The sequence below is a fragment of the Desulfitobacterium chlororespirans DSM 11544 genome (genome assembly GCF_900143285.1).
GTDB classification, from domain to species: Bacteria; Bacillota; Desulfitobacteriia; order Desulfitobacteriales; family Desulfitobacteriaceae; genus Desulfitobacterium; species Desulfitobacterium chlororespirans.
This window is the reverse complement of the sequence record NZ_FRDN01000012.1, coordinates 107,348-132,343: the sequence shown is the minus strand read 5'-3', so window position 1 is coordinate 132,343 and position 24,996 is coordinate 107,348. Positions and strand designations below refer to the sequence as shown.

Genomic DNA, 24,996 nt, shown 5'->3' with positions numbered 1-24,996 from the left:
TTTTGCTTTTCAATTGCACCAGTTCTTGATATAATTGTTAAAATCGAATTTCCAAATCAACAACAACGATGAAAGAGAGCATCTGTTAGCCCAGACCTTCAGGGAACTAAAGCCGGAGACTGAAAGCTTTAGTGGTTGCTGGTAACAGATATTCACTCCGGAGTTGCGTTCCTGAACTTAAAGTAGGGAATGCCGGCCGCTTCCGTTAAGAGCCTTGATTCGTTCCAGGATCATGTGAGAGGCTGTTGTACATACAGCAAAAAGGGTGGTACCGCGTGACTTAACTCGTCCCTTATTCAGGGGTGAGGTAAGTCTTTTTTTATTTACTAATGAGAGCAAGACGAGGAGGATAAGACGATGAACATTGGCTATTTAGGGCCGAAAGGCAGCTTTTCTGAAGAAGCGCTTCAACTCTTTTTAGCGACTCAATCCGATCTATTGGAACCGCCGCTGAACCTTATGCCCTTTACGACCATTCCCAAACTATTAATAGCCTGCCAAAACCTGGAGATCGAAGGGGCCTTTGTCCCTCTGGAGAATTCCACCGAGGGCCAGGTGGGAGTGACCATGGATATGTTAGGCCAGACGGAAAGTCTGTATATCATGAGAGAATTTATATTCCCTGTGGACCAATGCCTGATCACCGCTCAGCCCCTTCATTTAGCTCAAATAGAGCAGGTCTATTCCCATGAACAAGCCTTGGGACAGTGCCGTGATTTTCTGGAAACTCATCTGGCTCAGGCCGAGCAATTATCTTGCCCTAGCACCGCTGAAGCCGTTACGAAAATAGCCCAGAATCCCGCTCAGCCTTGGGCTGCTATCGGACCCCGGCGCGCCGCGGAAATCTATAATTTACACTGTAAATCAGAAAAAATTCAGGACTCTATGCTCAATGCCACCCGTTTTATTTTTGTAGGACATCATCTTGCGGAGATGAATGAGGAGGATAAAACATCCCTTTTAATCATTACCGGAGATACCCCCGGAGCCTTAGCCCATGCCCTTCAGGAATTTGCCCTGCGCAATATTAACTTAAGCCGTATTGAGTCCCGCCCTTCCAAGAAAAAGCTGGGCGAGTATGTGTTCTTTGTGGACATTGACGGCTATGTCTTCTCCCCATCGATCCAGGAGGCTTTATGGGCTCTCAAAGACAAAGGGGTCAGCACTAAACTATTAGGCTCCTATCCTAAGGAAAAGCTTTCGGCCAAGGAATAACCAGTTAACTTTAAGCACCAACGACATACGCCGTTGGTGCTTTCTTAGTGCTGAACTTCCTTAGTGTAGAACCTTCTTCGCCCAGAATCCCCCGCGGAAATTCTTCGGTTCCTCAAAAATGACAAAGGCATTTGAACACAGGCTGTCGATCCTGTTTAACAGCTCTTTCTGGCGGTTGCGCTTGGCCAACACCATCATGACCATACGCGGCCCGGTTTTCCCTTCTCCCAGCCAGCTCGTCACGCCAAAGCCGGCGTCCCTCAGTTCCCCTGCCAGCCCCTGATATTCGCATTCTACGATGACCTGGGCCATAATATAGCCGAGGGCCAGCCGTTCTTCGATTCGGCTGCCCAGATAGACCCCCACTCCATAACCACAGCAATAAGCCGCAATATTCCAATAGCTGTCGAGGTTGTCCAGGATAATGGAAAGCCCCATGATATAGATGAAGACTTCCAGCACAGACAAAAGCGAAGCATAGACCCGCATGCCTTTAATCATTAAAATAAAGCGGATGGTCGTTAAGGTCACATAAGTTATATTAATAGCAATGATAATTAAAACAAACTGTAGAATTGAACCCATGCTATCACCACTTTCTCCCTTGTCAAGATTTTTCTCTTATGTCAAATCTCATTGTTCGGCATGAATAGATTATCTCCTTTTTTCTGAAAAGTTTTTCTTCTTAAGGGAAAAGAAAAAAGGGCTTATCTGGTGATAAACCCCGAAGATGCCAACAAGCTGTCAGATATATCCTATCTGTGCAATAGCTTATCTATTGGGAATGTAAACCTTCTGGATGAGTTCCGGAATCTCCTCAGGTTGCACCGGCTCCAAACCAAAGGTCTCTTGATCCTCTAACCCTTGCAGCCCTTTGGGTATGCACCAGCCGGTAATCTCCCTCAGCCTCCGTAAATTTGTCCATTCATCATCCGCTAAGGCATCGGCATCAATGCCCGCTAAGACGGTTTTGGCAAATTTGAAAGGACTGGCTGTTGAGGCAATCACGGTAAATGTGTTGTCTCCTGATTCCCGAAGATAATCTTGATATACTTTCACCGCTACAGCAGTATGAGGATCCAGAACATAGGCATGTTCTTTATATACGGATTGGATGACCGCCAGAACATCCGCCTCACCGGCCCATCCGGCAACGACTGCTTCTCTGGCTCTGGTTAAAGTATCTGTATCCACAGTAAATTCACCAAGTGCCTGAAGATCATCATACCACTTCCCTACTTTAGAGCCATCCCTTCCGGAAACTTCGTAGAGGAAGCGCTCAAAATTACTGGATATTAAAATATCCATCGAAGGTGAAGATGTCACGAAAAAGGGACGCTTGCGGTTATACACTCCTTGGCTGAAGAAATCTGTCAGCACATTATTCTCATTGGAGGCACAAATGAGTTGATGAATAGGCAGTCCCATTTCCTTGGCATAATAAGCGGCAAGAATGTTGCCGAAGTTCCCTGTGGGTATCACCACATTCATCTTTTCCCCGGGACGGATTTTTTGCGATTCCACCCCTTGCAAATAAGCCCAATAGTAATAGATGATTTGCGGCAAGAGCCTTCCCCAGTTAATCGAATTTGCCGAAGAAAAGGCAATGCCTTGTTCCTTAAATTTTTCTCTTAAGTCAGGATTGCCAAAAATCTCTTTCACGGCGGATTGACACTGATCGAAATTACCGGCAACGGGAACTACTTTAGTGTTGACCCCATCAGTTGTGGTCATTTGCCGCTCCTGAACAGTGCTCACCCCATGTTCAGGATAAAAGACCATGATCTCTGTACCCTCAACATTCTTAAACCCCTCCAGGGCGGCCTTTCCGGTGTCTCCTGATGTAGCGACCAAAATCAGCACCTTGTCGGTGTGGGTGAGAACCTGCATGCTTTCTCCCAAAAGATGGGGCAAAGCCTGCAAGGCCATATCTTTAAAGGCGGCAGTAGGGCCATGCCATAGCTCCAGTACTCCCAGATCTCCCACATTCACCAGGGGAGCCGGATTATCCGAATCGAAAACTCCATCCGTGTATATTTTTGAAGTCTCAACACATTTCTCCTCCGGAAAATCGGGTAGATAGCGTTTAAAAATCAATTGGGCCAGTTCAGGATAGGAAATGCCGCGAACTTCCTCCCAGTGGATTTGCGGAAGTTCTTTCGGAACAAATAACCCCCCTACCGGAACCATGCCCAAGGCAATCGCTTCTTTTCCAGTTTGATCAGGGAAATTCCCTCTCGTGCTTTCATACAACATGCATTCACTCCCCAAGACATTATCCGAATTGTATTCGCCAGAGATGGATATTTTTCCTTCTCCAGTATACCATATCTTTTTAAAATCATTCTCAAAAGTAACAGGAAGGAAGGATTCCTCTGTAGAATTAAGCTTAAGACAGACTCTAAAGAAAAGAGGTGCCTCAATGAGTGTCATGGAAACGACCCATCGTCAATATCGTCAGACCCTTATTTTTGGCTTAATTAGGATTGTGGAGGAGCTTTTTCCTCAGGAGGAAATAAAGATTCAATACTCCATTTTAGATGGTATTTATTGCGAGTTAGAGAACTCACCTCTTTCGCCTCGGGAAGTAGCGCAAATCGAGGAAAAACTCCATCACTGGTTGGACTCTAAGCCGAAGATCATGTCCTGTGCGGAAGAAGACGGCTTCTTTCACACGAAGGTCAATCATATCTTCGTCAAGTCTCTTTATCCCGCTATGCACCCGGCAGATACCTATTATCCTTTTATCCTCATCTTCTATCATCCCGGCTTTATTTTGCTCTTTTCTAATCCTGAGCATCCCTGCGAGCTGCCCAATTTTGTACCACCGGAAAAATTAACCGCTACTTTCCTGGAGTCCCAGCGTTGGGTGGAAAACCTCCATTTGGATAAGGTGGGTTCTATTAACCTTAATATCCAGAAAGGCAAGACCACGGAACTCATCTCTTTAGCCGAAGCCTTGCATGAGAAAAAAATTTCCTTAATCGCTGATCGCATTCTGGAGCAGCGCAGGAACCTCCGCATTATTCTCATTTCCGGTCCCTCTTCCTCTGGGAAAACTACCTTTGCCCAACGTCTATCCACACAGCTTCAGGTTAATGGCATCCGCCCCATTGCTTTGTCGTTGGATAATTATTTCTGCGATCGGGAACACACACCTCTTGATGAGTATGGACAATATGACTTTGAAGCTCTCGAGGCTCTTGATCTCCCCTTGCTGAACCAGCATGTCAACGCCTTAATCCATGGCGAGGAGATTGAGTGCCCTATTTTCGACTTTGTGGCAGGCCGTCGTCAACCCGAGGGTATACGCATGAAATTAGAACCTGATGAAATATTGGTCATGGAGGGGATTCATGCCCTCAACCCCCGGCTTTTGCCTTCCCTGGAACGCTCCCATCTCTTCAAAATCTATATCAGCGCTCTTTTTCAACCCAATATCGATACCCATAATCGTATCTCCACAACGGATGTACGCCTGATTCGCCGCTTGGTTCGTGATGACAAATATCGTGGCATCAACCCGGAGAAAACCCTCAATCAATGGTCCAGCGTACGGCGGGGAGAAAATAACAATATATTCCCCTACCAGGAAGAGGCGGACGTTATGTTCAATTCCAGTCTGCTCTATGAATTGAACGCTCTTAAGGCTTATGCCGAACCGCTTTTAATCAGCATTCCTAAGGATCATCCCTATTACGCCACCGCCTCCCATCTCTTAAGAGTGCTTTACCACTTTGAAATCCTGGATATAGCCAAAGTCCCCTTTAATTCCATCTTGAGGGAGTTTATCGGCGGCGGGATCTATTAGGCCTGCCGGCACCGGTGTCGGCAGAGTATTAAGAAGCTGACCGCCGCCCTTGAAAATATGACCAGTTCCCTAAGCATTCCTTTCTGTAACTAACATAATTTAGGATATTGTAAAAGAACCGTGGGGCTTGCACTCTTTTTGTGCAGGCCCCACGGTTCTTTTACCGTTTTAATTTAGTAATGGATACTATCTGCGCATTCCAAAACACCTGGAATTGTATTATAGTAATATGTAAATGGATTCTATCCACAATCGGTTTTATCTCCGATCCCTATGGCAAAGTCATAGCCCTTCTCCTTGGCCAGGCTCAAAAGATACTGGGGATTATCGATAAAGCGTTCCTTTTCCTTGCGTGCTGCCTTTTTTATAAAAGCTTCCAGCCGCAGTGCCTGGCTCCGGTTCTCCACAATCCAGGCCTGCCTAAGGGATACCGGCCGCCGTCCCCGGGTGTATTTCGCTCCGCTGCCTTGATTATGTTCTTGAATTCGGCGTTCCAGCCTTGGCGTCGATCCGGTGTAGAGTGTATTATCGGCACAGTGAAGAATATAAACCCAGTACATGGCGTTCCTAACGGACAAGGTTGTGCAGCCGGCCAATGCCTTCGATTTCAATAGCAATTGCATCACCGGTTTTCATGGGCCCTATGCCTTCGGGAGTCCCAGTCATGATCAAATCTCCAGGATTTAAGGTCATAATCTGGGAAATATAGCTTACCAATTTAGGAACAGAATGGATTAAATGGCTGGTTTGGGAAGACTGCCTTACCTCCCCATTCAACACTGAGCTGATCTTCACATTTCTATAGTCCAGGTCTCTGACGATCCAGGGCCCAATGGGGCAAAAGGTATCAAACCCCTTACTGCGGGTCCATTGCCCATCTTTCTTTTGCAGATCCCTGGCTGTAACATCATTGCCGCAGGTGAAGCCGAAAATATAGTCTTCAGCCTGATCTTCAGCGAGATCCTTAGCTGTTTTACCTATAACCACCACAAGCTCTGCTTCATAGTCGACCTGCTGACTCATCGCCGGCAGGATAATTTCATCCTCCGGCCCCACTAAGGAAGTGACAGGCTTCAGAAAGATGACAGGGTCATCATGAAAATCATGGCCCAATTCTTCAATATGTTTGGCATAATTCAAGCCAATACACACGATCTTGGTCGGCTCAACAGGTGCCAGCAAGCGAACCTGATCTGCCCGGAGGATCTGACCCGTTTTTTGGCAGCCTGCTTCCAAATAAGAGCGGTCAAGAAGAGCAATGGCTTCCCCTTGAAGCTGACCAAAGCAAATTCTATCCTCATATGAAAATCTAATGTACTGCATCGCACCGTTTTCCTTTCTTCATGATCTAATCTTGATCGCAAACTATCTTTTGATCACAAACCATCTCTTGATCATCAACTATCTATTAGGAGGCTAACATGAGCAACGTAAATTCTATTCTGAGCATCTTGGCGGCGACCTACCCCGAGGCCCATTGTGAACTCAACTTCTCCACCCCATTTGAGCTGCTGATTGCCACGATGTTGAGCGCTCAGGCTACGGATAAAAAAGTAAATCAAGTCACGGAAAGACTGTTTAGAGATTACAAAACCCCTGAACAGTTCTTAACCATGTCTTTAGCGGAAATGGAACAGGCTATCAAAGAGCTGGGGCTTTATCATAATAAAGCCAAAAATATTTTAGCTACCTGCCATATCTTAGTTGAAAACTATGGCGGAGAAGTCCCCGGCTCCATGGAAGCTCTGACTCAACTCCCCGGTGTGGGAAGAAAAACAGCCAATGTGGTACTCAGCAATGCTTTTCATATCCCCGCAATGGCCGTAGACACTCATGTTTTACGAGTCTCCAACCGGTTAGGGCTGGCCTCAGGGACGAATCCTGATCTGATCGAGAAGCAGTTGATGAGCTGTATTCCCCGTTCCCAATGGATTCAAGCTCATCATTGGCTCATTTGGCACGGACGGAGAATCTGTGCCGCCCGCAACCCCAAATGTCCGGAATGCCCCCTGTCACCACTATGCCCCAGCAGATTATTGCCGGCTTGAACGGAACTTCCTTCAGGAATAAACCAGAACCTCAGTTTAAACCAGAACCTCATTAATGAAGACGGTTCGGTTTTCAACCATATTATATTCTTTGCCTTGCCCGGCTTCATAATTCATCTCATCATAAACACGGACCACCGGCCGGGTAGGGATGCTGGGATTCTGATCCACCACTACACCGATTTCTCCCGTATTAAGCCGAACGGTGCTCCCGGTAGGATAAGCGGCGATATTGCGCAGGAACAGGCGGACCGGTTCCAAGGGAAACTGTTTACCCACAAGACCCATGAGGATTTCACAAGCTTCATGAGGCATAACTCGTTTCATCCCGCTGTTATCGGAGGTCAGCTTATCATAAAGATCGGCGATGGCCACGATTTGAGCCAAAGGATGAATTTCATCGCCTTTAAGCTGACGGGGATAACCGGTTCCATCAATATACTCATGGTGCTGAAAGGCTATATGGGCAACCACAAGGTTAAGCTCTTTGCGCTTCCTCAATTCTTCAAATCCCAAGGTGGTATGGGTCCTGTATTCTTCTTCCTCTTCTTCTGTACGTTGTTCGTGATTCTCCAGTATATTCTGGGGCAGGTGAACCATACCAATGTCATGAAGTAAAGCGCCGATAGCCAGGGTTTCCAGCTTTTCTTTATCCAGATGCATCACCTTGCCCAGAACTGTGGCCAAGACACAGACGTTGACAGAATGAGCAAAGGTGTAATTGTCTTTGCTGCGGATGTCCATCATGCTCACCAGGATATCTTTTTTAAACAGAATCTCTTCGACAATCTTGCTGACGATATTGCGCAAATGAAAATCATCCAGATTTTTTCCCAGCCGCACCCCTTGAGAAGCTTGCTCAATGATTGCCATAGCCTCCCGGCGGTTCTCTTCATCAATAACATCTTCGGGAATAACATCCTCAAACCGATCGTCCTCAATATAAACAATGGTGATCCCCATATCTCTCATCTTACTGATATAAAGTGGTGTAAGTTTAACCCCTTTTCCCAATAAGACCCGTCCATTGCTTGAATAAATGGTTTTACCCAAAACGTCACCGATTTTTAGGGAATTCACACTGACCTGACGCACTAAGTCTCCCCCTTTTGAACACCTTCTTATTATTCATCCTACACTATTAGCAGGTTTTTTTAAATCGCCTTAAGCCGTATATCAGAACAAAATTTTCTCATGAGAAAGAGGATTATTATGTTGGACGACATTATCCTGCTCTGTATCCTCGGATTTATAGCCGCCCTGATCGACGCCATTGCCGGAGGCGGAGGATTAATCAGCCTCCCCGCTTTGCTGCTGGTTGGTGTTCCTCCTCATCATGCCTTAGGAACCAATAAATTTGCCTCCACCATAGGATCTTTGACCAGCTCAATGACTTATGCCCGCTCTGGAAAAGTATTTTTTTCCGTGGTTAAATGGCAGATTCCTTTTACGTTGATGGGAACCTGTTTTGGGGTATGGTCTGTCCTGCACCTTTCTGCTGATTTATTAACCAAAGCCGTTCCTGTTTTGATTCTTTTAGTAGGTTTTTACACTTTATTGCAAAAGAATCTAGGGCTTGAGGATAGATTTCAAGGAGTAACGCCCTTAAAGCGGTTTTTGGGCTTCCTATTTGCTTTTGCTCTGGGCTTTTATGATGGATTTTTCGGTCCGGGAACCGGCTCTTTTCTAATCTTTGGCTTTATCACCCTTTATGGCTTTAATTTTATCGTCTCTTCAGCCAATGCCAAAGTCCTCAATTTCGTGAGCAACCTTGTTTCGCTTATTCTCTTTGCTTTAAGCGGCAAGATCATTTATACCTACGGAATCCCGATGGCTTTATCCATGTTTTTGGGTTCCCGAATCGGTACCACTCTGGCCATTCGTAAAGGCAGCGCCCTGATTAAACCCATCTTTATCACCATGTCTCTGCTGGTTGCCCTGAAACTCATGATTGAAAACTACAGGTAATTGAACCTAAACATGAAAGCCGCTCACAATGGGCGGCTTTTGTATCATTAACTTTTATATTGCTTATTACTTTAACCATTCTCTGGGTTTTACAGGATAACCGTCCGGTTCGTCAAGGGCAGGGTGTTCAGAATCGGCCACACCGAAAATTCTCACCCGAATCCAATTGCCCCCTGTGGCCGCATTAAGCAGCAGATAACCCTGAGTCGTGTTCCGAAAGCGGAAATCCAGCGCTCCATAAGCAACCGTAGCATCCTGCCCCACCGGAACATAGGAAACCGGCAGAGAATGGCTGTATCTTTCCAGTACTTCCAGCTTGGCCTGTTTGGTCGCTTGATAAAGAGTGGTCGAATCCTGGCAAATTCCTCCGCCATCATCTGTGACAACCCTATTGCCCATATACATTAAAGCCGGTAAATACCCTCTTTCAGGCTCACGTTTTCCCACCGTATCATTAAAGGAAAATTCACCACCCGGCGGAAGAATAAGTCCATTGATCGCTTCAGCAGCAAGCCGTACATTGGTAACCCGTTCATGAAAGGAAGGGTTAAAATAGGTGGTGTAATCCCCCAAAGGATCTTTGACCTTCTCTAATTCGGCCGTAGTAGGGTGAACCACTATGACCTCAGTAACAAGCGGCACAGTCTCCATGCCTTTGCTTTGCTGCAGTTGTTCCCATGATTTGTCCACATCAAGTCTGACTCCCAAACTGCCCTCTTCGATGACGATCTCGCCATTCTCATAATAGGCTTCAGCCGCCTTACCCGGCTGATCGATATCCAGGGCGAACTTGCGGAGCTGAACAAGAATCTCCTCTTGATTGAGTAGCTCAGGAGACGGGATAGTCCTTGACATTCTGTGCAGGTACTCAAAGGCATCCGTAATGACATTTCCGGTGGAAATGATGTATTGACTTGCCAGATAGTCCTTTAGATCTTGATCGGTTTGGTTTAGCTCCAAGGAATAAACCGTCCGGTCATAGACGACTGCCTTGGGGATTACTTCGGCAAGGACTGCATAGGCCTCTTCCTTGGTCATGCCACTCAGATCTTTTTCCCAAACCGTCAGCCCCTCGGGCGCTTTGGCATAGCCCGCGCCGTAGGTTACCGTAGCTCCCAAAAGTACGGACAAGCTAAGCTGACTAAATAAAATTACCAAAAGAAAGACCCATGGTTTCCTTCTTAACATAGCATAACCACAACTTAGTTTTTATGGAGTAATGAGGTAATTTCCATTAATTTGTTCCGCGTGGTAATCTGACGGATCGTCTCTTCAGTCATAGGCTCACCGGCGCGCAAAAGTTCACCATTATCTAAAACAATATCCTGAACTACGGCTTTACCCACAAAATACTGTAATTGACGCTGCTCAAAAAGGTTAAACTCCGTTACTTCATTTTGTTGTTCCGCCGCAGTTTCTTCAACTGGAGCAGCGATTGCCTGAGGCACTTGCTCTTCCACGGGATCAGCACTTATAGAGCTTACAGGACTTACAACATTTACAGTGCTTACAGGTTCGCTTACCACTTCTGCCTTTATTTCACCAGGGGTTCCTTCGATAATTAAAAGTTCCTTACCGTAAGTGATGATTTGCTCTCCGGCTACCTGATGCTCTTCACCTTGATTATCAGTAAACAGGCATTGGGCAATTTTTCCGGTCTCTTCATCGATGAGGATCTCTTTAACCTCGCCGCTCAATGCTCCTTTTTTGGTCAGCACTTTCGTTCCGATGACTTCTACACCTTGTTTAATCAGTTCCTGAGCCACATTATTGCCTGCCACACTTTGAATCACATCGGGATTAGGAACAGTCAAAGCAAATTCTCCTAAACCAACAATATCAGCATAAGCAATGACTTTCGCTCCAAAATAATCAGAGGGCTGATCCACTACAAAAAAATCCAAGCTTCCCTTTTGAGGGTTTAAAATGAAATCCTTAACCGTCCCCACTTGTGTTCCCTCTGATATACTAATAATTCGTAAACCTTTGATTTCAACACTTGCCTTCATCTACTTAATCAATCCTTCCTAAATTCCCCTGGAACAGGTAGATTTTCATTGTCCAGCCATTCCAACAGTTGGGTTCTCCACTCCGGGGGTGCATTTTGAATATACTCATTGATATAAGGGGTAACCTTATCCAACGCATCATAAATAGAGGAGCCATTCTTCCAATGCCCACAGGTCTCCACAATGAGGTAAAAAGCGATATCATAGGATGGCTTTTGGTCTAAGGCCAGCATAAACCATTCCGCCGCCAGGTGGAAACGCTCCTGTTCTTTGGCCTGAAACCCTTTTTCAATTAACTCTTGCAGGCTGAATTCCTTCATATGTATAAGCGGGGGCTCAGTTTCTTCAACCGGCTCGGAGGCCGAGAGAATTTCATCGTTTATGCTCTTTTCCTCAGGCCTTATTTCTTCAAGCTTGGTGACTTCTTCAAGTAAGTTCGCCTCTTCGCATAAGTTCGCCTCTGTTTCCACAGATTCATCTTCATCGAGAATTTCCATAGGCTCAGCATCACCGGCTTCTTCTTTAACAGCTTCTTCAGCAGCTTCCTGCTCGTGCTCCGGCAGCAGAACCTCAGGTGTGTCGGCTCTCTTTTCTTCCACCGGATCAGATGGGCCGTCTTCCGAAGGAAGGGATACCGTATCTTCTTCCTGATAGGATATGGCAGCTTCCTCCTGGTGAGATATGGCAGCTTCGTCCGGACAGAATACATCGTCTTCTTCTTTCGGTTCATCCACAGCGATGCTGCTTTCAGGCGGAGGTTGTGAGCGGTTTCTGATGGCTGTTATCCCCACGGTGAACAAAAGAAGGCCGCAAACGCCAAGGAGCCAATGAAGAACTTTTTCACAACGAAGAACAGTGGGAAAAACCAGAGCAAAGGTGATCATCAAAAAAGACACCAAGGCAGCTTCCCATTTTTTTAAATTGAATCGATAGGCCATCCGAGTCATGATTAGGATAAAGGGAGCACTGACAAGTATTACTGTTATCCAATATAACGAAATCTTCTGCTCCCCCCTCATTATCTTATACTATCTCGTATATTCGACATAAACCTAGTTTCTCCTTCTCTTTTGTACAGTTCCTAAATCATAGTTGAAACAGAGTCCACCCCAGAGCCGTGAGGATTGCGGCAAGATAAGCCGGCAGGATATATTTCATGAGCCGTTGGACATCCACACCTGCGACTGCGGATGTCACCGCCGCAAATCCCCAGGGTATTAATGCCGCACCGGTCCAGATCCCGACCACTTGGCCCAGAACGGCTAAAGGAACAGCAGGTATTTGCGAAACCTGACTCAGGGCAATCGCCATTCCCCCCACTAAAGGCAAACAGGAAAAGCCGGACCCATCCAAGGAAGCAAGGACCGCAGTAAAGGTGACCAGCCCAACCACCGTCCACTTAGTGAGCGGGATCCATTCAGCAAGCAGGATCGTATAATCATAAAAGAAACCCGCTCCTTCTTTAAGAAAAATCTGTTCACTCCCCGCGGCTGTTCCCATAAAAAAGAAACCGGCCATCATCACAATCGGAGTAAATACTCCCATAGCATAACGCAAGCCGTCCTTAATGTAATTAATAAATTGACTGAAAGCGTCCTTTCCCTCCGTAAGCACAGTGCAAATGCATAAAATAAGCAGAGTAACCCCACCAATTAACCCGCTGGCTTCATCACCATGAATCTTAAATGTTAGAATCATGAAGACAGTTCCTATATATCCTAAAGCCATTATTCCAGCCAAGAGCCGGCCACGTTCATGGGGAGCCTGCTGTCCTTCTGCCCCACCCTTGCCCTTCTTTTCTAAGGGTTCAGAACCGGGTTCGGACCTTGGGTAATCTGCCGCCCCTTGTTCCCCACTTAAAAAAAACCTTAAAGCGATATAGCCAAAACCCGCTCCGCAGATTCCGCTCAAGATGACCACTGGAAAAGATGCTGAAAGCAGAACCGTTACGGGAATTCCCGTGGCTTTGCTCACTAAGGAAGGGGCCCCTTGAATGATAAAATCACCGGACAGCCCTATACCTTTGCCGAAGATGGCTAAGCTTGCTGCCAGCACCAGAGGATGAATGCCAATTCTCCCCAGAATCGGCACCACAACTGCACCTAAAAGGGTTAGGGCCGGAGTCGGCCAGATCAAGAGGGTTAACACCCACATAGTGACCCCTACCGCCCAATAGGCCAAACTCATGGATTTTATCTTCAGCAGAGGACGCACTAAAATTTGATCTGCTTTGGTTTTTTGCAATAATTGGGTAAGGGCGACCACCAGCCCAATCAATACAATGACCCCGAGGAGATTGCTTGTGGCCAGGATAAGGGCTCGAAAAGATATCTGAACCGCCTCGATCCCATTGCGGCTTTCCGCCAGTCCCACTCCAAATAAGCCGATGGCTGCCGGAAGAATCGGGGGCTTACGAAAGAATAAGGTTACGATAATCATGAGAATAAAGAAAAAGAATACCCAATGAGCTAAAGTAAGCATGGCTCTCCTCCTTATCCTCTTAATGTACCACTAGGTTAAAGGAAGTATGCGCCCAAGGACAGAGAGCGCGCAACAAAAATAGACCGTCCCTTGGGGGGGACGGCCTATGCCTATCTTTTCAATTGATAGTTAAGCTTGTGCGGGCTTAACAAACTTTTTGGTTCCTTTTGGGGTATTAAAGGAATTAAAAGTCACATTAAAAATCTGACGACAAGATGCAAAAACAGCCACTCCGCAACTTAATAAAAACGCACCCAGAATGAACATCGCAATCCAACCTAACATAATTTCAGCCTCCTCCACTTGGTTATTTAAGTAGTGACAAGGTGTTCTATCTAAACTTCGTTATTTAATGCACTAGCTTTAGTTATATTATATGTGAAAACAAATGCATTGACAAGTGAAAGTTATTTTTTTCTTATATTAAAAATAGTCTGACGATTCGTACAGACTCAAATTCCCAAACGTTTGGGAATTTGAGGAAAAAGACCGCAGCCCCATGAATATTAAAGTTCATTGAGCTGCGGCCCCTTCTCTCAAATATTAATTTGATTGCTCCGGGCACAAGGTATTCCCTATTTCCCTGGGAACAATTTTCTGATCGGCAAAATCAGCCAGCCACTCTCTAAAGCGCTGATTCTCCTCCCAGGGAATATACACTTGAAGCTTGACCGTAGCCAGAAATTCCTCCTCGCCGGTGGCCCAGGAAAACTGTTTAAACCAATATTTCAACGGTTCATACCAATCATAGCCTGCTTCAATCTCATAGATAAGATGGGGTACCAACCGCCCTATGGAGGCCTTATCCATCAGTTGGCGTGCTGTCCCTCCATAGGCTCGTGTCAATCCTCCCGCGCCAAGGAGAACGCCTCCAAAATACCGAATGACCACAATGAGTACATCCCAGATCTGACGATATTGCAAAACGTCAAGCACCGGTCGGCCACCGGTGCCCTGGGGCTCTCCGTCGTCGGTGGATTTTTCCAGTTTTCCTTGATACAAACGATAGGCATAAACATAGTGCCGGGCATTAGGGTAATTTTGACGGATATCATGAAGTCTTTGCTCCACCTCTTCTACGTTCTTCACAGGGTGAACAACTCCAATAAAACGGGATTTCTCAATGACTTGCTCCCATGTTGAACTTTCGAAGACTGTAACATAGCTTTCCACAGCAATTACTCCCGTTCTCCGCTTTTGGCTTGGGTCTTGGTCATGAATTTTTCCACCTCGATGATAAAACGCTCATGGGTTCCGGAACCGATAAGTTCTTGATCATCGTATGCTTCCAGTTTAAAGACCAAACGACGACGATCGACTTCTATTAGTTCGGCATTAGCCCACACTTTCATGCCCAGAGGAGTGGCTGCCGTATGTTTAATATCCAGAGACACACCGACGCTGCTTTGCTCTTCTGACAATGTCAGCGCACTCACTGCTGCTTCTTCCATCATCGCTACTAAAGCCGGAGTAGCGAAGACATCCAATGACCCGCTTCCCATAGTTTTTGCCGTATTGGTTTGATCCACGATTTTTTCCGCTCTTCCCTTGACACCTATTGTTAACTCCGCCATCTTGATCACCTCGTCAATTTTATCACTACTATTTTACCATAATTTTATGCAGGAAACTTGGGCTTTCGGCCACTGACAATAGCCACTACCCCACCGGCAAGGTTTTGATAGCGGGTTTCTGTCAACCCGCAGCGAGCAAAGATATTGGCTAACTCCTGTTGTGCCGGGAATTCTACGGCAGAATCATGGAGGTATTGATAGGCTTTGGCTTTTCCAGCCCAGATTTTTCCCATCAGGGGAACGAGTTTATTGAAATAGAGCCAATACCCCTGCTTAAATCCCGGCATGGTTGGCTTGGCCATATCCAAGGAAACCACCATACCGCCCGGTTTGACCACGCGGATCATCTCCTGAACCCCTTTTTCCAAATCAGGCAGATTGCGCAGCCCCCAGCCTACCGTAGCTCCGTCGAAAGAGTTATCCGCAAAGGGCAGATTCATGGCATCGCCTTGCCGCAATTCAATGATAGAACGATAAGGGGAATCCGCTAAATTCTCCTGAGCTTTTTCCAGCATATTTTCAGAGAAATCCAAGCCGGTTATATGCCCTTGCTCTCCCACAGTCATAGCCAGTTCCAAAGAGAGCTGAGCTGTGCCGCAGCATATATCCACCATAGTCATGCCAGGTTTTGCTTCGACAGTCTGAACGGCCTTTTTGCGCCAGCCCTTGTCTAATCCGAAACTCATGAGAGTATTCATAACATCATAGCGTTTGGCAATAGAATTAAATGTATCCTGTACATAAGCAGCTTTATCTTTACCGGAAAAATCCATGAGTAATTCCTCGCTTTCATAGCCTCTATCGCAATCCTTCATTAGGATTGTAATGGATTATCTTTGGCTTGTCTACTTTACCCCGCCGCGGCTCAAAATCTCTTTAAGCCGGGTTTGGGAAACGTTCTGCCCCAGGGCTATACTCAGAAGCAAACGAACCTTCTCTGTGGAAAGATCTCCGGCAAAAAGTGCCCCATGGCGTTGAAGCTCTGCTCCGCCGCCGGGATAGCCGTAGATAGGAGCAGTTCGTCCAAATAAACAACGTGACGTAATGACCACAGGTATATTTTCTGCCGTAATCCTCCCTATAGAAGGAATAACCTCCGGAGGGAGATTTCCCCGGCCAAAGGCCTCGATGACGATACCCTCCACTTGAGCATCCACCATACATTCCAGCATTCTTCCGTCCATGCCGGTATAGCCTTTGCAGATCGTAACCCTGGCCAGTTTTTCAGGGAGGTCAAATTTTACCGAGGGCTCAGGTTTGCGATGCCATAACACCTCATCATGATCAATGCTTCCTAATGAACCTACTTCGCCGGAACTAAAAGCATCCACGTGGCTGGTGTGTAATTTCCGCACATCCCTGGCGGCATGAATCTCTTCATTGAGAGCGATCAATACCCCTCGTTCCTTAGCGTGGGGATCCATGGCAATGCGCATGGAGTTATGTAAATTGCGGGGGCCATCGGAATCTCTCTCTGAAGCATCTCTTTGGGAGGCTGTCAATATGACCGGCCGGCTGTCTTTGACTGTAAGCTCCAGAAAATAAGCTGTTTCCTCCAAGGTATCCGTTCCGTGAGTGATGATGATCCCCAGGCAGTCGGGATCGGCGAAAGCCTCTTCCACACGCTGTGCCAATTGCAGCATCCGCTCCGGATTAAAATTGCAACTGGCAAGATTGCTGAATTCCTCCACATCCCAAAAGGCTGATTCCCGCAATTCCGGTATACTTTCTAAAAGATCATGTCCGGTAACCGCCGGCACGGTCTTGCCCTGGGAGTCTTTGCGCATAGCAATCGTCCCCCCGGTGGCAATGAGTTTAACCTTTTGCATATCTTTCCCTCATTTCACAATGTGGCCCAGTGGTATTTTACCCCAAACTGTTCTCCAGGTGTACATTTTTCCTTATTTTTCTCATTAATAAATAGTGTTGGCAATGGCTCAGGATGGATTGAGAAGAATTTTGCAAATTCTCTTGTGCCTAAACTCAATTCCATCTATTATAAGAGTGAATAGAACCATTGACTAGGGAGGTAGAAAGATGTACGAATTAAAAAACCACACCGAAGATGTGGTGCAGCATGTCCTCAAAGAGTATATGCAAAAATTCAAACTACCTTGTGATTGTGAACGCTGCCAGGCCGATATCAAAGCCCTTACTTTAAATCAATTGCCGAGCAGGTACTGTGTTTCCCTCCGGGGGGAAATACTTACCCATTTGGAATTGGATTCCTTGCCGGACAAAACCCGGGTTCTTTCCGCTATTGTTCTGGCTGCCAAGCAGGTGGCGGATACGCCTTCACATTAATCTTACTTATCCTTCCTCCGGATAGAGTCTTACACACTGCCACATGCCATAATCAAGACGATGACCAGGAATTGAATGATCAACGCGGTGATTTTAAAAGGTGAGTTAGCCGTAAACTGAACCTCGATGGGAACGCTCTCTGATTTTTCCATCTCAACTCTCCTTTAAAAATTTTTGCTATAGATCCCTTCCCCGCTTTTTAAACAAAGCTATCTAATACTAACGAAACTATCTACTACTATTAGTATTCGATGTCGCGATATCATGTGAAGATCTTATTTGAATCAAAAGTGAGGTATCCGCTTTGCTTGACCCACGAACTCTCAGGCAGTTTACTTTGTTTTCGTCTCTGGCGGATGAGGATTTGCTTCCGCTGCTGCCTCAATTTAAAACCCGCAAATACAGAAAAGGCCAGATCCTTTTTATTGAAGGGGAGATCGGCTCCCAGGTCTATTTTATCTTAGAAGGCCAAGTCAAGCTCAGCAAGACCTTGCCCAATGGGGATGAACAAATCCTCGATTGGTGCGGCCCCAGGGACAGCCTTGCCGAAATTCTTCTGGTGGAACCGGGTTCCTATCCGGCCACGGCGGAAGTACTTAAAGAAAGCACGCTCCTTGTGCTTTCCAATCAGGGCATGGTTAAGATTCTCGAAAATCACCCCCGCCTGGCCGTTGCTCTCATTCGTAAACTCAATATGCGTTTGCGGATGAATCAAGAGTTTATCCGGATCTTAACCAGCCGGTCCACTGCGGGGATTTTGGCTATGCTGCTGCTGCGCATGGCTAAGCCGGCCTCATCACCCGGTGAGCCCATTTACTACGATGCCACCCTGACCAATAAGGACTTAGCCAGTATGATCGGTACTTCACGGGAATTGGTCAACCGCACCCTCAATCAGTGGAAAAAATCAGGCGTCCTTCGTCTTAATGAAGATCGCATGGAAATCCTTCGCCCCCATGAACTAGCGGACTGGCCATGAGGAAAGAGGCCGCGGGCTTGTGATCTTTTCCATCTCAAAGGACTGGAGACCATTCCAAATACCATCCCAGGATAATTCGGGATTGCGCCGCCAAAAGATCATGGCGGCTCTTACTTTTTCTACACTGCTTTCCTGGGCAATTAAACGCAAAAAACTTTTTCCGCCCCAAGCTTTCACCCATTCCCCATAACAATGCTGAAATTCGGGAGGATGCTTCTTCAGATGCTTGAGGGTAAAAAAGGAAGCAATGCCGATGAGAACGGCATCCTCATTGCCCCGTTGGCAGGATTGGCCATCCAAATCCTGACCTGCCAGAATAAGCAAGCTGTACAGAAAATGGACCCGCACCACTTGCCGCAAAATCTCGGGGCTTAATTTAAGTATCTCGGCAAGTCTTCCCAAAGGCCTCAGGAAGATTTTGGCGCAAGGATCAGTATAAGAGAGTGTGGCAAAGGCCGATAGCGGCAGCGGGAATAAATCCTCTAAGCCGGATTCCACTAATTTAGATATCAATTCATGTTCCAGTTGGGAAACTTTGCGATCCTGATGCTGAATCTTTTCCGATGTTTCGCGTAAAAAAGACTCAGCTTCTTTAGGTTGCTCAGGCAGTTCTTCCAACCATTCTTTCAGGCGGGCGCGACGGGGCATGAGGATCTCCAGCAGGGTGGCTGTCTCCTGGTGGAGGTTCTTAAATCCTTTTTTGATATCGTCGGGATCACGATAAAGACCCCGCATAAGCACTTCAGCTCCATGGGGCACCTCCATCGTTTCCTCAAAACGAATGACCGCCTCACCATTTCTCTCTGGGAAGCGAAGCCCCATAGCTTGTTCGGCCTCTAGGCGCAATGACATTCAGACTCCCCCCTTGGCCAGTTCTTGTTTCATCATATGGGCTTATCGCCTTCCTCATGCCATTTTTTGCAGGAAATCCTGCCATAATTTGACCCTGGAATAAGGGTTTGCTAAAATGAGAAGAACTCCTGGAAGAAATGAGTTGATTTTCGTGTCTGAGCGCACATACCACGGCTTAGTTTTGGATCGGTTTCAAGAAGAAGCCTTAGATGCTATTGACGAGGGGCAATCTGTCATTGTTGCAGCTCCCACCGGTACGGGAAAGACCCTTGTCGCCGATTACCTCGTGGAAAAAGTCATGTCCGAAGGACGCCGGATTATTTATACCGCCCCGATTAAAGCCTTAAGCAACCAAAAGTTTAAGGACTATAAGCAGCTTTTCGGCGTAGATAAGGTCGGAATTTTAACGGGAGACGTGGTGCTGAACTCGGAAGCTCCTTTGCTGATCATGACCACCGAGATTTTCCGCAATCAAGTGATCACCGGCGATCCCGCTTTAGAATCGGTATCCTACATCATCTTTGATGAGATTCATTGGCTTAACGATGAAGAACGGGGCACAGTCTGGGAGGAGTCGATCATCTTAGCCCCTCCCCATATGAAACTGTTAGGCCTTAGTGCTACCGTGGCCAATGCCCGGCAATTGGTGGATTGGATCGGCAGCATACGTCAGGAAGAGGTTGCCCTGATCCAGGAAAACCATCGTATCGTACCCTTGGAATACTATTATTTCGCCAAGGATACCGGTCTGGTCAATTACGAGAAGCTCTGGAAGTATTACCGCCAACGGATCCAATCTGCCCAGCCTACAGAAGGCAGTATCTTTGCCCCCACCCATCATCTGGATTTAATTAAAGTGATCCAAAAACACTATCTGCCTGCCCTTTATTTTGTTTTCAGCCGCAAGCAATGTGCTGATAAGGCTTCTGAGCTAGCTTTGATCGCCAATTATTTGAAACCCCAGGAAAAAAGACAAGTAGAGGACGCCTTCCTGGAACATTTCGGACCGGAAAGCGATTGGTACCCCTCCACCAGGCTTTTGCGACGCTTAGCCGTCAAAGGGATCGCCTTTCACCATGCCGGTCTGATGCCCTCGCAAAAAGTGTTGGTGGAGGAGCTTTTCCTCAAACGCCTCATTCATGTTCTCTACTGCACCGAAACTTTCAGCGTTGGCATTAACTATCCCGTTCGCTCCGTCTGCTTTGATACCCTGAATAAATTCGACGGCCGCAACTTTCGCCCCCTGGCCAATCATGAATTCTTCCAAATGTCCGGACGGGCCGGACGCCGGGGATTGGATGAGCGGGGTTACTCCTTTGCTTTAGTCGATCTGAATTACATGGAAAAGAACCCACCTCCGCGCTTTAACATCAATCGCCTGGAACCGCTCACCAGCCAATTTAAATTAAGTTATAACACGGTCCTCAATCTTCAGGCCACCCTTTCCTATGAGCAAATCCAGATTTACTTTCAAAAGAGCTTTGCAGCCCATAGCAATCTGCAAACTCACGGTCAGTTGATTGCTGAGCTGGCTCAACTGGAGGAACAATTCAACGGCAAAGGGGAGCATGTGTGCCGGCACACCGACTCCTTTGCCTGCCCTGTGAAATATCTGCCGAAAAAGAAAGAGCTTGATCGTCTCAAACGATCCTATCAAGCCTTGGGCCCCCGCCGCCAAAACCGGGTCTATGGCCGGGAAATGGCGCGCAAGATTAAAAACTGGGAAAGGCTCCTGGCCACACCCCCGCAAAAATGCCCCGGCGCCAAGCTGGCTCTTTGCGAGGAGGAAAGCAAACAACGGCGAAAGCTGCAGCAAAGGATGATTGAAATCCGTAAAGATCTGAAAACTCTGCCGGATCAGAACTTCTTTTTCAATGAATTCCAGTTTAAAAAGAATCAATTAATCCAAATGGGGTACATACGGGAGGACGAGCTGCTTCCCCGCGGTGAATGTGCCCGTCATATTTATGTTCAGGAATTATTGGTCACGGAGCTGATTTTTTCAGGACTTTTGGAAACTATGGATGATGACCAGTTGAATGCCTTATTATCGGCCATTGATTTTGAGGCCCGCAAGAACGATTACTTTCAAAGGCTCCCCGTTCTGGACTGGACTCCGCTGCAGGATTTAGCCCGTTACATTCAGAGTGTCTGCGGCCCGGAATCCGTCCGTTATGATCCCCGGGTAGCGGTCATCGTCTATTCCTGGAGCCAAGGGCTTTCCTTTGCCGAAGTTCAGCGTTTGTCCAATCTGGATGAAGGGGATATTATCTCTGTCATTCGCCGCACCATTGACCTGCTGCGGCAGATGAGGGATGCGGTTAGGGAGCCGGCTTTGCTTCAGCGCTTAAAGCTTTGCATGGATAAGCTGGATCGGGATGAAGCTGCCGTCCTTGCTTTATAGAATGCATAATCATGCCGGGAAAAGCTCATAATGGTCTTGAGGTGATAAATTTGAAAGATCAAGACGTTTTCAGAGAGACTCCAACACCTGTGCCAAATAGTCAAAATCCTGACCGCGATAGGATAGCCGATACGACCTCCGAGATGACCTCCGCTGCAATGGCCGGTCAAGATCAAGATAGCGCAGCACTTGGCTATCCAATGTCCATGCCCGGTGCCGAAAGCAATACGGCAGAACCGAGCTCCGCCCGGGCCGCCGTGACGGATAATGGTGAATTTGAGCCGGTCCAAACCGACAGGGATATGTCCATCTATCGGGACACCGGCGAGCCAGGATCTGACTATGAACTTCCTTCCGATACCATAAGCTGACTTGCTTTAACACAGACAGAAAGCCGCCCTGCTGACCGAAACTCAGCGAAGCGGCTTTTTTCTATGTCTATTGATAAATTGCAAATAATTCCCCCTGATTGATGCCTTACTCTGCCCGTGATATAATATTTGTGAACTAACATAAACATAATATAGCACTATAGACGATGCTGAATGGGGTTTTCGGGCCCCCAATACAATAAATCATAGGATGATGGAGGAATAACGCATGAGTATACTGGGGAGATTCAAAGAGATCATGTCAAGCAATATCAACGCCTTGCTTGATAAAGTGGAAGATCCGGAAAAGATGATCGAGCAGTGCCTGCGGAACCTGAACAGCGATCTGGGCAAGGTCAAGTCGGAAACCGCCACCATTATGGCGGAAGTACAGCGCGCCCAACGAGAGCTGGATGAATGCCAGGCCGACATTGAAAAAATGCAGTCTTACGCGCTCAAAGCGCTGGAAGCTGGCAATGAAGCGGATGCCAGAAAGTTTCTGACCCATAAAGCCTCTTTGCAAGCCAAGCTGGTCGGACTGCAGGAAGCCTACGATCTTGCCCAGGCCAACGCTGCCCACATGCGGCAAATGCATGATAAGCTGGTTTCAGATATCGGTGGACTGGAATCCCGCAAGGATATGATTAAGGGCAAACTAGCCGCAGCGAAGACCCAGGACCGCATGAACAAAATGATGTCCTCGGTTTCAGGTGCCAACGATTCCATGGCCAGTTTTGAGCGGTATGAAGCGCTGGCGGATAAGGCCCTGTACCAAGCCAAAGCCATGGCTGAGCTGAACAAGTCGTCCCAGTCTTCCATTAAGGATCTGGCAGCCAAATACGATACAGAGCCTGATACCAGCATTGATGATGAGCTTGCCGCCTTAAAAGCCAGCTTAAATAAGTAATTATGGGGGAAGCTGCCTGAGAAGAAATCATCCGAGGCAGCTTCTTTTTTGCATCATACCTCAAAGACTTGAACTATGTTCCAGGAAAAGAAGCAGCGCTGAAAGGAGCAGACGAATCCATGGTGGTACATTATAAGTGCCCGAATTGCGGAGCCGATATGGCATTTAACAGTACCAGCGGCATGCTGCATTGCGACAGCTGCGGTACAGATCAGAGCATCGAAGATATACCCAAGCAGGGTGATGCCCAAAACCCAGGAACTGCGACTTCTGAGGAGCACACCCCTTGGGCCGAGGGCGCAGTCAATCAATACCACTGCCAGAATTGCGGTGCGGTACTGATCACTGACAAAGACACTGTGGCAACTTCCTGCAGCTTTTGCGGTGCGGCAGTTGTTTTGAACGACCGCCTTAAAGGCAGTTTTGCCCCCGCCAAGGTTATTCCCTTCGCCATCGACCGTCAGCAGGCCCAGGAGGCCTTTAAAAGATGGTGCCGTAAGGGTTTGCTTACCCCTAAGGAACTGATGTCCGCCAACCGCATCAAGGGCATCACCGGCATCTATGTGCCCTTCTGGCTGTATGATCTTAATGGCTGGGGAGAAGCCACGGCGGAATGCACTAAGGTAAGGGCTTACTCAGACGCCGACTATAACTACACAGAAACCAGCTTTTTTCATGTGCACCGCACTGTTGACCTGAATTATCTGCAAGTGCCTGTGGACGCCTCACAGAAGATGGACGATGCCCTGATGGATAAACTGGAACCCTATGATTATGGCAGCTTAAAGGATTTCATGATGCCCTATCTGGCCGGTTTTCTGGCTGAAAAGTATGACTATGACAACCGGGAGCTGTTCCCCCGGGTGCGCGCCCGAGTGGAGGGCTATGTATCCGATTATATCAACTCCACCATCAGCGGCTATACCACCACCAACTTCATCAGCAAGAATATCAACATTAATGAAAAAAAGGCCGATTACGCCCTTTTTCCCGTGTGGATGGTTCGTTATGACTATGGCCGGAAGGAATACATTTTTGCTATGAACGGCCAGACCGGCAAAATCGTCGGCAAGCCCCCCCTCAGTCCGGGAAAAATTGCGGCCTGGTTCGCCGGTATCAGCACAACATCCTTTGTCATCATCAAAATCATTGCCATGTTGGCGGGGGGAGGGGTTTTATAATGGGCAAAAGAGCGGCAAAGCTTGCTCTGCTTTTGGTGATCATGCTGTATGCCGTCTATCCAAGCAGTGTGACGGCAGCGTTGCAGGATCAACATATTTTTGATGGCGCACAGCTGTTCACTGAAGACGAGCGCGCATCGCTGGAGGAAACCTGCCAGCAATATGGCTCGGAAAGCGACATCGATATTGTTATCGTGACAACCAGTGATCTGGACGGAAAAACCCCGCAGCTCTATTTGGAGGAATTCTATGATGCCAAAGGAGCCGATGGAGACGGCGTGTACCGTTCAGCAGCGCTGCTGCTGCTAAATATGACACCCGGTGCGCGCAGTGTGGAAATCCAAGGCTATGGCAGGTTGCAAACCTATCTGAACAATCAACGGATCGAATACATCCTGGATGATATTACGCCGCAGCTGGCTGACGGAAATTATTATGATGCCATGCTCGGATATGCTGAACAGACTGCTTCTTATATGCAGCAGGAGGTTCAAGGTTCCCCCGGAGTAAACCCTGGCAGCTCCCCCCACTATAACCCGCCCCAAAGCAACGGTGCCGGATACAGCAAGCAGGAAGACTCCATCTTTTTCAATACCTTTTTCCAGCTTGGCCTGGCGGCGGTGATCGGTGCCGCAGCGGTGAGCATTATGGCGGCCCGCTCCGGGGGCAGGATCACGACCAATAATCGTACCTATCTCGATCCGGCACATTCCCGTCTTCTTGACCACAGTGACCAGTATATCCGAACCACCGTGACCAAAGTAAGACGACCGAAAAAGGACGAGCACAACAACAGCGGCTTTGGTGGTGGCAGAGGCGGGGGCGGCGGAGTTTCTCCCGGAGGTCATTCCCACAGTGGCGGCGGTCGAAGCTTCTAACACTGAATTAAAGA

At 47.4% G+C, this 24,996-nt stretch carries 27 protein-coding genes and 1 other annotated feature; of the genes, 11 read left to right on the top strand and 16 right to left on the bottom strand.

Translation table 11 applies throughout. From position 1 onward, the window contains the following. Positions 1 to 59 precede the first annotated feature (59 nt). Positions 60 to 296 (top strand) — a binding site (T-box leader). 61 nt (positions 297 to 357) lie between these two features. Next, the gene (gene pheA / locus BUA14_RS18890; RefSeq protein ID WP_072774013.1) at positions 358 to 1,215 is read left to right on the top strand and encodes a prephenate dehydratase; all 858 of its coding nucleotides are present in this window, start codon (positions 358 to 360) and stop codon (positions 1,213 to 1,215) included. A 60-nt stretch (positions 1,216 to 1,275) separates the two neighbouring features. On the opposite strand, the gene BUA14_RS18885 is transcribed toward pheA, so the two are convergent. Further along, positions 1,276 to 1,800 (bottom strand): DUF2179 domain-containing protein, encoded by a 525-nt coding sequence (locus BUA14_RS18885; RefSeq protein WP_026183806.1) that lies wholly within the window; start codon positions 1,798 to 1,800, stop codon positions 1,276 to 1,278. Positions 1,801 to 1,986: 186 nt separating this feature from the next. After that, entirely contained in the window at positions 1,987 to 3,471 is a 1,485-nt protein-coding gene (gene thrC / locus BUA14_RS18880) for a threonine synthase (RefSeq protein ID WP_084078727.1), read from the bottom strand. A 166-nt stretch (positions 3,472 to 3,637) separates the two neighbouring features. Here thrC and BUA14_RS18875 point away from each other — a divergent pair, with 166 nt between their 5' ends. Next, positions 3,638 to 5,026, top strand: a complete 1,389-nt coding sequence (locus tag BUA14_RS18875) for a uridine kinase family protein (protein WP_072774012.1) — start codon at positions 3,638 to 3,640, stop codon at positions 5,024 to 5,026. Positions 5,027 to 5,268: 242 nt separating this feature from the next. Here BUA14_RS18875 and BUA14_RS18870 read toward each other — a convergent pair whose 3' ends face one another. Further along, entirely contained in the window at positions 5,269 to 5,586 is a 318-nt protein-coding gene (locus tag BUA14_RS18870) for a GIY-YIG nuclease family protein (RefSeq protein WP_072774011.1), read from the bottom strand. A gap of 7 nt (positions 5,587 to 5,593) precedes the next feature. After that, positions 5,594 to 6,349 (bottom strand): fumarylacetoacetate hydrolase family protein, encoded by a 756-nt coding sequence (locus tag BUA14_RS18865; protein ID WP_072774010.1) that lies wholly within the window; start codon positions 6,347 to 6,349, stop codon positions 5,594 to 5,596. 98 nt (positions 6,350 to 6,447) lie between these two features. Here BUA14_RS18865 and nth point away from each other — a divergent pair, with 98 nt between their 5' ends. After that, positions 6,448 to 7,074 carry an endonuclease III gene (nth, locus tag BUA14_RS18860; RefSeq protein WP_072774009.1) on the top strand — a complete coding sequence of 209 codons (627 nt, stop codon included), beginning with the start codon at positions 6,448 to 6,450 and terminating at the stop codon, positions 7,072 to 7,074. A gap of 36 nt (positions 7,075 to 7,110) precedes the next feature. Here nth and BUA14_RS18855 read toward each other — a convergent pair whose 3' ends face one another. Then, positions 7,111 to 8,169, bottom strand: coding sequence for an HD-GYP domain-containing protein (locus BUA14_RS18855; protein ID WP_072774008.1), 1,059 nt, complete (start codon positions 8,167 to 8,169; stop codon positions 7,111 to 7,113). A 117-nt stretch (positions 8,170 to 8,286) separates the two neighbouring features. On the opposite strand from BUA14_RS18855, the gene BUA14_RS18850 reads away from it, so the two are divergent. Continuing rightward, positions 8,287 to 9,042 carry a TSUP family transporter gene (locus tag BUA14_RS18850; RefSeq protein WP_072774007.1) on the top strand — a complete coding sequence of 252 codons (756 nt, stop codon included), beginning with the start codon at positions 8,287 to 8,289 and terminating at the stop codon, positions 9,040 to 9,042. A gap of 66 nt (positions 9,043 to 9,108) precedes the next feature. On the opposite strand, the gene vanW-I is transcribed toward BUA14_RS18850, so the two are convergent. From vanW-I to BUA14_RS18810, 9 genes are all read right to left on the bottom strand, one after another. Beyond that, positions 9,109 to 10,230, bottom strand: a complete 1,122-nt coding sequence (vanW-I, locus tag BUA14_RS18845) for a glycopeptide resistance accessory protein VanW-I (RefSeq protein ID WP_072774006.1) — start codon at positions 10,228 to 10,230, stop codon at positions 9,109 to 9,111. A gap of 14 nt (positions 10,231 to 10,244) precedes the next feature. Then, complete coding sequence (locus BUA14_RS18840) at positions 10,245 to 11,051, bottom strand: PRC-barrel domain-containing protein (RefSeq protein ID WP_072774005.1); 807 nt, start codon at positions 11,049 to 11,051, stop codon at positions 10,245 to 10,247. Positions 11,052 to 11,059: 8 nt separating this feature from the next. Beyond that, positions 11,060 to 11,947: an MFS transporter gene (locus BUA14_RS18835; RefSeq protein WP_242954690.1), complete on the bottom strand. Its 888-nt coding sequence runs from the start codon at positions 11,945 to 11,947 to the stop codon at positions 11,060 to 11,062. Positions 11,948 to 12,137: 190 nt separating this feature from the next. Next, on the bottom strand, positions 12,138 to 13,532 hold the full coding sequence (locus BUA14_RS18830) for a citrate transporter (RefSeq protein ID WP_072774003.1): 1,395 nt from the start codon (positions 13,530 to 13,532) through the stop codon (positions 12,138 to 12,140). Between the two features lie 129 nt (positions 13,533 to 13,661). Beyond that, the gene (locus BUA14_RS28040) at positions 13,662 to 13,817 is read right to left on the bottom strand and encodes a hypothetical protein (protein WP_178371739.1); all 156 of its coding nucleotides are present in this window, start codon (positions 13,815 to 13,817) and stop codon (positions 13,662 to 13,664) included. A gap of 258 nt (positions 13,818 to 14,075) precedes the next feature. Beyond that, complete coding sequence (locus tag BUA14_RS18825) at positions 14,076 to 14,705, bottom strand: YigZ family protein (RefSeq protein WP_072774002.1); 630 nt, start codon at positions 14,703 to 14,705, stop codon at positions 14,076 to 14,078. A gap of 5 nt (positions 14,706 to 14,710) precedes the next feature. Continuing rightward, positions 14,711 to 15,106 (bottom strand): thioesterase family protein, encoded by a 396-nt coding sequence (locus BUA14_RS18820; RefSeq protein WP_072774001.1) that lies wholly within the window; start codon positions 15,104 to 15,106, stop codon positions 14,711 to 14,713. Positions 15,107 to 15,150: 44 nt separating this feature from the next. After that, a complete protein-coding gene (locus BUA14_RS18815; RefSeq protein ID WP_242954689.1) occupies positions 15,151 to 15,879 on the bottom strand; it encodes a demethylmenaquinone methyltransferase in 729 nt (242 codons plus the stop codon). A gap of 72 nt (positions 15,880 to 15,951) precedes the next feature. Beyond that, on the bottom strand, positions 15,952 to 16,935 hold the full coding sequence (locus BUA14_RS18810) for an asparaginase (protein WP_072773999.1): 984 nt from the start codon (positions 16,933 to 16,935) through the stop codon (positions 15,952 to 15,954). A gap of 208 nt (positions 16,936 to 17,143) precedes the next feature. Between BUA14_RS18810 and BUA14_RS18805 the strand changes: the two genes are divergently transcribed. Further along, positions 17,144 to 17,410, top strand: a complete 267-nt coding sequence (locus tag BUA14_RS18805; protein WP_005813007.1) for a late competence development ComFB family protein — start codon at positions 17,144 to 17,146, stop codon at positions 17,408 to 17,410. Between the two features lie 29 nt (positions 17,411 to 17,439). Here BUA14_RS18805 and BUA14_RS28785 read toward each other — a convergent pair whose 3' ends face one another. Next, on the bottom strand, positions 17,440 to 17,562 hold the full coding sequence (locus BUA14_RS28785; RefSeq protein ID WP_282433380.1) for a hypothetical protein: 123 nt from the start codon (positions 17,560 to 17,562) through the stop codon (positions 17,440 to 17,442). Positions 17,563 to 17,714: 152 nt separating this feature from the next. On the opposite strand from BUA14_RS28785, the gene BUA14_RS18800 reads away from it, so the two are divergent. After that, complete coding sequence (locus BUA14_RS18800; RefSeq protein ID WP_072773998.1) at positions 17,715 to 18,389, top strand: Crp/Fnr family transcriptional regulator; 675 nt, start codon at positions 17,715 to 17,717, stop codon at positions 18,387 to 18,389. On the opposite strand, the gene BUA14_RS18795 is transcribed toward BUA14_RS18800, so the two are convergent. Continuing rightward, positions 18,372 to 19,241, bottom strand: coding sequence for a hypothetical protein (locus BUA14_RS18795; RefSeq protein ID WP_072773997.1), 870 nt, complete (start codon positions 19,239 to 19,241; stop codon positions 18,372 to 18,374). The two genes, BUA14_RS18800 and BUA14_RS18795, sit on opposite strands and share 18 nt — an antisense overlap. Positions 19,242 to 19,356: 115 nt before the next feature. Here BUA14_RS18795 and BUA14_RS18790 point away from each other — a divergent pair, with 115 nt between their 5' ends. The 5 genes from BUA14_RS18790 to BUA14_RS18770 all read left to right on the top strand — a co-directional run bounded on the left by BUA14_RS18790 (position 19,357) and on the right by BUA14_RS18770 (position 24,982). Next, positions 19,357 to 21,645, top strand: coding sequence for a DEAD/DEAH box helicase (locus BUA14_RS18790; RefSeq protein WP_072773996.1), 2,289 nt, complete (start codon positions 19,357 to 19,359; stop codon positions 21,643 to 21,645). A gap of 41 nt (positions 21,646 to 21,686) precedes the next feature. Then, positions 21,687 to 22,016: a hypothetical protein gene (locus tag BUA14_RS18785; RefSeq protein WP_242954694.1), complete on the top strand. Its 330-nt coding sequence runs from the start codon at positions 21,687 to 21,689 to the stop codon at positions 22,014 to 22,016. Positions 22,017 to 22,245: 229 nt separating this feature from the next. Next, complete coding sequence (locus tag BUA14_RS18780) at positions 22,246 to 22,923, top strand: PspA/IM30 family protein (RefSeq protein WP_072773994.1); 678 nt, start codon at positions 22,246 to 22,248, stop codon at positions 22,921 to 22,923. Positions 22,924 to 23,042: 119 nt separating this feature from the next. Continuing rightward, positions 23,043 to 24,104, top strand: a complete 1,062-nt coding sequence (locus tag BUA14_RS18775) for a TFIIB-type zinc ribbon-containing protein (RefSeq protein ID WP_072773993.1) — start codon at positions 23,043 to 23,045, stop codon at positions 24,102 to 24,104. Beyond that, positions 24,104 to 24,982: a TPM domain-containing protein gene (locus BUA14_RS18770; RefSeq protein WP_072773992.1), complete on the top strand. Its 879-nt coding sequence runs from the start codon at positions 24,104 to 24,106 to the stop codon at positions 24,980 to 24,982. The genes BUA14_RS18775 and BUA14_RS18770 overlap by 1 nt, the downstream gene beginning before the upstream one ends. Positions 24,983 to 24,996: the final 14 nt, after the last annotated feature.

Coding starts and splice junctions, on each gene's coding strand:
- BUA14_RS18805 (WP_005813007.1), top strand. CDS start 17,144: ATGTACGAATTAAAAAACCACACCGAAGATGTGGTGCAGCATGTCCTC.
- pheA (WP_072774013.1), top strand. CDS start 358: ATGAACATTGGCTATTTAGGGCCGAAAGGCAGCTTTTCTGAAGAAGCG.
- BUA14_RS18830 (WP_072774003.1), bottom strand. CDS start 13,532: ATGCTTACTTTAGCTCATTGGGTATTCTTTTTCTTTATTCTCATGATT.
- BUA14_RS18850 (WP_072774007.1), top strand. CDS start 8,287: ATGTTGGACGACATTATCCTGCTCTGTATCCTCGGATTTATAGCCGCC.
- BUA14_RS18870 (WP_072774011.1), bottom strand. CDS start 5,586: ATGTACTGGGTTTATATTCTTCACTGTGCCGATAATACACTCTACACC.
- BUA14_RS18810 (WP_072773999.1), bottom strand. CDS start 16,935: ATGCAAAAGGTTAAACTCATTGCCACCGGGGGGACGATTGCTATGCGC.
- BUA14_RS28785 (WP_282433380.1), bottom strand. CDS start 17,562: ATGGAAAAATCAGAGAGCGTTCCCATCGAGGTTCAGTTTACGGCTAAC.
- BUA14_RS18840 (WP_072774005.1), bottom strand. CDS start 11,051: ATGAAGGCAAGTGTTGAAATCAAAGGTTTACGAATTATTAGTATATCA.
- BUA14_RS18875 (WP_072774012.1), top strand. CDS start 3,638: ATGAGTGTCATGGAAACGACCCATCGTCAATATCGTCAGACCCTTATT.
- BUA14_RS18775 (WP_072773993.1), top strand. CDS start 23,043: ATGGTGGTACATTATAAGTGCCCGAATTGCGGAGCCGATATGGCATTT.
- vanW-I (WP_072774006.1), bottom strand. CDS start 10,230: ATGTTAAGAAGGAAACCATGGGTCTTTCTTTTGGTAATTTTATTTAGT.
- nth (WP_072774009.1), top strand. CDS start 6,448: ATGAGCAACGTAAATTCTATTCTGAGCATCTTGGCGGCGACCTACCCC.
- BUA14_RS18865 (WP_072774010.1), bottom strand. CDS start 6,349: ATGCAGTACATTAGATTTTCATATGAGGATAGAATTTGCTTTGGTCAG.
- BUA14_RS18820 (WP_072774001.1), bottom strand. CDS start 15,106: ATGGCGGAGTTAACAATAGGTGTCAAGGGAAGAGCGGAAAAAATCGTG.
- BUA14_RS18770 (WP_072773992.1), top strand. CDS start 24,104: ATGGGCAAAAGAGCGGCAAAGCTTGCTCTGCTTTTGGTGATCATGCTG.
- BUA14_RS18790 (WP_072773996.1), top strand. CDS start 19,357: ATGAGAAGAACTCCTGGAAGAAATGAGTTGATTTTCGTGTCTGAGCGC.
- BUA14_RS28040 (WP_178371739.1), bottom strand. CDS start 13,817: ATGTTAGGTTGGATTGCGATGTTCATTCTGGGTGCGTTTTTATTAAGT.
- BUA14_RS18780 (WP_072773994.1), top strand. CDS start 22,246: ATGAGTATACTGGGGAGATTCAAAGAGATCATGTCAAGCAATATCAAC.
- BUA14_RS18815 (WP_242954689.1), bottom strand. CDS start 15,879: ATGGATTTTTCCGGTAAAGATAAAGCTGCTTATGTACAGGATACATTT.
- thrC (WP_084078727.1), bottom strand. CDS start 3,471: ATGTTGTATGAAAGCACGAGAGGGAATTTCCCTGATCAAACTGGAAAA.
- BUA14_RS18795 (WP_072773997.1), bottom strand. CDS start 19,241: ATGTCATTGCGCCTAGAGGCCGAACAAGCTATGGGGCTTCGCTTCCCA.
- BUA14_RS18885 (WP_026183806.1), bottom strand. CDS start 1,800: ATGGGTTCAATTCTACAGTTTGTTTTAATTATCATTGCTATTAATATA.